Raw genomic sequence first — 5,945 nt, 5'->3', positions numbered from 1 at the left:
GTAAACGAAGTGCTTGTTGCCTTCCGTGATGTTTACGCTTCTGAGGCTGATGATAAGTCCGTTGAGGAGAAAGTGGGCATGATGAGCTGGTATGCCAATGAGGTTATCGCCAAGTCGAAGTAGCTGAATGCGTGATGGGAGGTGTAGGAGGGAAAATACTCCGTTGCTGAGATGGACCTCCTGCCTTCGCAGGAGCGGTGCCCGAACTTCGCAGGGGTGACGGCAACCTGTGTACGTCGCTCGAAGCTCTGAACTAAGTTGGCGTCATACCTGCGCAGGCAGGTATCCATATGAGCGCAGCGAATGCACCTAGGTGTGGCATAGTTGAATCGCTAAGCCGCCGGTGTTTTCAATACCGCGATAAGCCTAAATAAATACTCCGCTTTCGCTTCGCGCTCTTCAAAAGGGCACATCAGTAAGTTTTTGGCCATGCCGTTGACAAGGTCAAAGGCGATGCTGGTAATGTCAGCGGCGCTTATGTCGGTGCGAACATGGCCGTTGGCCTGCATATTGGCGATCATTCCGGACATCAGCTCACGAAATTGATTGTTTTTGTCGCGTTCTGCTTCAAGACTATCACTATGGGTAAGGGCAAAGGTGTGCAAGTTCAGACGCACCCGCCATTCGAGATCAGATTCTTCATCTAGTGGTAAACCCGCCTTAATGACCGGCACAAAGGAGTCAATATTTGGGCTTTCGTAAGCGACGGCTTCTTGCATTCTCAGGTCGATACGTTGATCTGCCCAGCGAAAAGCGGCAATAACGATCTCTTCCTTGCTACTGAAATAGTGAGATAGCACGCCAATCGAGCAGCTGAGCTCCTTCGCTAAAGCCCGCGTGGTCAGTGCTTCTAGGCCTTTATGGGCGATTAACTTGGCGGCGGCGCCAGCGACTTCTTCGCGGCGGCTGTCGTGGTCTACTTTCCTCAATTTGGAACCCTTGTGTTCTGGCGATGGCTAGTGGCTTTGCGCTCGAGACGCATAATATACCGAAGATGACGAATATTTCATATCGGACGCTTGATATGTATGTGGTCCAGGCCTATGATTGATCGCAAATAACATCTCGCTAATCCCCCTTCGGAGGGCTGAATATGACCACAGCAGTTAACCCAAGCTATAAAGAACAAAAAAACAATGAGAACCTGGATCACATTCCAGGATCCTTCGGTTTACCCGTTATCGGTCAAACATTTCAGCTAGTGAAGGATTTGTACGGCACCATTGATCGTCAATACCAGGAGCATGGCAATGTAAGCCGCTTTGGTTTGGCGGGCTTTAGAGGTGCATTATTGATCGGTCCAGATCTCTATAAAGAGATCATGCTTGATCGGGATAAAAACTTCTCGGCGGAAATGGGCTATATGGGCTCGCTCGGTCGCTTTTATAAAGGTGCACTACTACTGCGGGACCATGAAGAACACCGTTTTCAGCGTCGTATGATGCAGTCGGCATTTAAGAACGACGCGATGAAAGGCTATATCGGAACTATGGGGCCGATGATTGCTGAAGGAATTAGTGGTTGGGGCGAGCAAGATAATTTGCTGTTCTTCCCAGCGATTAAGCAAATTCTGTTAGATGTGGCAGCGCAAATTTTTGTTGGCTTGCATGAGAGTGATGAGCGCGCAGCCAAATTGAACAAAGCCTTTCTCGATATTGCTAATGGTTTGATGGGTATCGTCACCAAAGAGCTGCCTGGCACGAAGTACCGCAAGGGCAAAATTGGCGAGCGTTATCTAAAAGAGTTTTTTGGCGGCCTGATCGATGAGCGCCGTGCTGGAGATGGTACTGATACCTTCAGCTATTTCACCCGTGAAAAAACCGAAGACGGCGAGTACTTCTCTGACGACGATATTATCGCGCACATGAGTTTCTTGCTGTTTGCCGCCCATGACACAACGACCAGTGCCTTGAGCCACATGCTCTTCCACTTGGGTCAGAACCCAGAGCTACAGCAGCGTCTGCGTGACGAGGCGATGTCAATTGATAAGCCCTATTTGGATTACGAAGATCTTGAGAATATGCCGCTAATGGAAGTGGCGGTCAAAGAAGCACTGCGTTTACACCCGTCAGTGATGATGATGCAGCGTCGCACGATTAATGACTGCGAGTTGGGTGGCTACAAAATCCCGGCAAACACGATTTTATTTTTGGCGCCTCAGCATACTCATCGTATGGCTGAATATTGGGATGAGCCACTCAAGTTCGATATCGACCGTTGGTTAGAGCCACGCAATGAGCACAAGCGCCACTCCTTTAGCTGGGTTGGTTTCGGCGGCGGTGCCCATAAGTGTATCGGCATGCACTTTGCGCTTATGCAGGTGAAAAACTTTATGCACCAATTCCTGCGCCAGTACGAATTCCATTTGGCAGATGGCTTTAGCGATAAAATGCAAACTGTGCCACTGCCGAAGCCAGTTGATGATTTGCCGTTGGTATTGAAGCGGATAAGCTGAGTGCTAGATGGCAGGGCAGGAGGCCTAAAGCTCGGTGTTGGCTATTGCGGGGCAGCTGGGTAAGGCGCCCGCCATGTTGCTGTCATACCTGCGCAGGCAGGTATCCAAGAGAGTGAAGCGAATGCCTTTGGTGGCAGCGTCAAATTTTCACTCTGTTGCTGGGATGGACCCCTGCCTCCGCAGGGGTGACGCTCGAACTTCGCAGGACCGGCGCGAATGCACTCGATGCGAATCGATTGATGGGAGACGGGAGACGCAAGTCTAGGCCTTCGTTTTGGTGGCGCGGCAGGATAAGTTGCTGCGCTATTTTTTATACCTGTGTACGGAGCTAGTGCAATTTGAACGTCATACCTGCGCAGGCAGGTATCCAAGTGAGCGGAGCGAATGCCTTTGGTGGCAGCGTTAATTTTTCACTCTGTTGCTGGGATGGACCTCCTGCCTTCGCAGGAGCGGTGCCCGAACTCCGCAGGAGTGGCGATTGACTTATTTTTAGAGTTTGCCGTCATACCTGCGAAGGCAGGTATCCAAGTGAGCGAAGCGAATGCCATTTACTGCTCTCTAAGCGCTCAAAATTAAATTACGATGTTCTAAGAATAAAAGAGGTTGGATATGAAGCTCGGTTTACATCTTGGTTATTGGCAGAAAAACCCAACCGATCGTTTTGTCGAATTAGCACAAAAAGCTGAAGCCTTTGGTTTTGATTCTGTCTTCACTGCTGAGGCATACGGCTCTGATTGTTTTACGCCCTTGGCCGCAATCGCAGTGTCGACCAGTAAAATTCGCTTGTGCACCGGCGTTATGCAAATTTCCGCTAGAACACCGGTGTGTGCGGCAATGACGGCCCTGACTTTAGATCATATGTCCAACGGTCGCCTTTGTTTGGGCGTGGGTGTCTCTGGCCCTCAGGTTGTCGAGGGCTGGTATGGCCAGCAGTTCAAACGACCGCTAGAGCGGACTCGGGAATGGCTGGATATTTTTCAACAAGTGATTGCCCGGGAAGCGCCAGTGGCGCTCGACGGGGCGCAATATAAACTGCCTTATGACGGTCCTAATAATCTGCATTTAGGAAAACCGTTAAAAAGTATTACTCACCCACTACGTAAAAAAATCCCCGTATTTTTAGGTGCCGAAGGCCCGAAGAATATTGCCCTAGCCGCCGAACGCTTTGACGGTTGGATGCCAATTTTTGTGTCGCCGTATCGCATGAATATCTTTGATGCCAGCTTGGCAAATAAGCCAGACGATTTCGAAATTAATGCGATGGTAAATTGCATTGTTAGCGATAATCTTGCAGATGCCATGTATCCCGGCAAGATGACCATGGCGATGTATTTGGGTGGCATGGGCGCAAAGCATGAAAACTTCCATAAAAATTTAATGGATCGCATGGGCTTTGGTGACGAGGCACAAAAGGTTCAGGATCTTTGGTACGCCGGCAAGCATGAAGAATCTATTAACGCGGTGCCGGATGCATTGGTAGATGAGATTTCATTGCTGGGACCTAAAGAGCGTATTCGTGAACGCCTGCAAGATTGGAAAAAATCTGACGTAACAACCTTAATGATTGGCCACGCTGATAATTTTGATGTCTCAGTTGAAACCATGGAATTTATTGCTGGCGAAGTGGTTTAGCATTAATTTAAAACCTGACGTCCAATGTCATACCTGCGCAGGCAGCTATCCAATTGCGCAGTGGATGTAATGTTTAGCTATACGCTTGATGGCAGACGGTAAACGCAAAAGCGGGGGGTTAGCACTTTATGTTTGTAGTGTTGCTCGCACTTCGTTATCGGAATGGACCCCCTGCCTTCGCAGGGGCTGTGTCCGGCTTCGCAGGAGTGACGCTCGACTTACTTTAACGTTTGTCGTCATACCTGTGTAGGCAGGTATCCATTTGAGCGCAGCGAATGCCCCTAGGCGTCTGACATTCGTCGTTCGACTCAGCAGTTAGAAATCTATTCATCCAAACGGATGATTCTTTGTCTGAAGCTATGTCGTTACGCTGCATATCTTTGTGTTTCTGCTTTTTCAAATAATAAGATGGATTCCCCGAGGAGTCCGAGGAAAGTTCTATGGCCATGGATCGCGTTTCTCGTGAGTTATTATTGGGGCTGGCTGTCGCCGCAATGTCGTCTCAGCTATATGCAGACGAAGTGGTTATTCAAAAAAAGAATTTATCTTCAGTGCTTGAGGAGGTTTTGGTTACGGCCCGGAAGCGTTCGGAAAATATCCAAGAAACACCGGTGGCGGTCACGGCTATCAGCGGTGACGATTTACGGGCGCAGGGTATTCTCAGCACCGCTGAGTTAAGTAAGTCGGTGCCGAGCTTGCAGATTAATGACAGCACCGCGCCGCAAATCTTTATTCGCGGTATTGGTCAGCGGGCGCCAATGGCGCGCTTTGACCCCTCGGTCAGTGTTTATCTCGACGGCATTTTTATTCCACGGCCAGACGGCCAGTTGTTAGACACCATCGATATTGAAAGTGTGCAGGTCTTGCGCGGCCCCCAGGGCACCTTGTTTGGTAAAAACAATACGGGTGGCGCCTTGGTGTTTACTTTGATTAAGCCGGGCGAGGAATCTGGTGGCTACGTCGAAGGTGCATTGGGAAATTACAATGAGCAGCGGATTCGCGCCGCGGTGGATATGCCTGTAAACGACGAATTGTTAACTCGTCTGGCGCTTAGCAGTCAGCGTCGGGACGGTTTTTTGCGCGACCCATCGTCGTCGACTAATCAGTCGGTAGATCGCCTGTCGGCAATTTTTCAATCACGGTGGATGGCCTCCGACGCGATCACGGTAGATACGATGACGTTCTTAGGTAAGACCCGGGAGCGTTTCCCCTCATACCACTGCTCAGTGATTAATGAAGACGCACTTTTTATTAATGGCTTAGGGATACTGTGGCCTGGTGATACTGACCCGAGTAATCCCAGCGCCTACCAAGATAATTGTAAGGCGAATGATCGCGACAGTTTACCGGACCTCATGACCAATCAAGGGCCGACTCAGCGGCAAATAAAGCATCAAGACACCTTGATGTTTGGTGCAACCTTGAACTGGGAACTGAACGAAGATCACAGTTTAAAAGCCATTCTCGGCTACCGCGACGCGATTAAAAAAGGGCCGCAACAAACGGCGGACGAAGGTGGACCAGAAGCATTCTTGCGCGGCATTGTGTTAGACGATGCTGATCAGGAGTCTTTAACGCTCGAGCTGCAATTAAACGGTCAATTTTTTGATGGTGCAATAGATTACGCCGCGGGGGTGTTTTGGCAAGACGAGTATAAATCCGAGCGTTACTTATTGAGCAGCCCACTGGTGGGTGTTGATGCGATCAATCTCGCTCAGCTCGCGGCCGGACGCGTGCCCGATTCTTCGCTCCTTCCTCCAGGGGGCAGTGCGCCACCAATCGTAGGAGCCTTAGTGCCACTAGATACATTGCAGGATTTTGATATTGATGGTGAAACCCTCGCGATTTTTACCCAGGC

General features: G+C 49.8%; 4 protein-coding genes. 3 read left to right on the top strand and 1 reads right to left on the bottom strand.

Annotation, left to right across the window (positions count from 1 at the left end; translation table 11 throughout):
* Positions 1–332 precede the first annotated feature (332 nt).
* Complete coding sequence (locus tag ABYT30_RS14290; RefSeq protein WP_373083108.1) at positions 333–929, bottom strand: TetR/AcrR family transcriptional regulator; 597 nt, start codon at positions 927–929, stop codon at positions 333–335.
* Positions 930–1,093: 164 nt separating this feature from the next.
* On the opposite strand from ABYT30_RS14290, the gene ABYT30_RS14285 reads away from it, so the two are divergent.
* From ABYT30_RS14285 to ABYT30_RS14275, 3 genes are all read left to right on the top strand, one after another.
* On the top strand, positions 1,094–2,455 hold the full coding sequence (locus ABYT30_RS14285) for a cytochrome P450 (protein WP_373083107.1): 1,362 nt from the start codon (positions 1,094–1,096) through the stop codon (positions 2,453–2,455).
* 609 nt (positions 2,456–3,064) lie between these two features.
* Positions 3,065–4,087, top strand: a complete 1,023-nt coding sequence (locus ABYT30_RS14280; RefSeq protein WP_373097168.1) for an LLM class F420-dependent oxidoreductase — start codon at positions 3,065–3,067, stop codon at positions 4,085–4,087.
* A 440-nt stretch (positions 4,088–4,527) separates the two neighbouring features.
* Positions 4,528–5,945: TonB-dependent receptor (locus ABYT30_RS14275; protein WP_373097165.1), on the top strand; the 1,418-nt coding region annotated here is incomplete at its 3' end.

It is taken from the genome of Zhongshania sp. (assembly GCF_041623545.1).
Lineage (GTDB): Bacteria > Pseudomonadota > Gammaproteobacteria > Pseudomonadales > Spongiibacteraceae > Spongiibacter.
The sequence above is the reverse complement of the archived record's forward strand: the minus strand, read 5'-3'. Positions and strand labels throughout refer to the sequence as shown.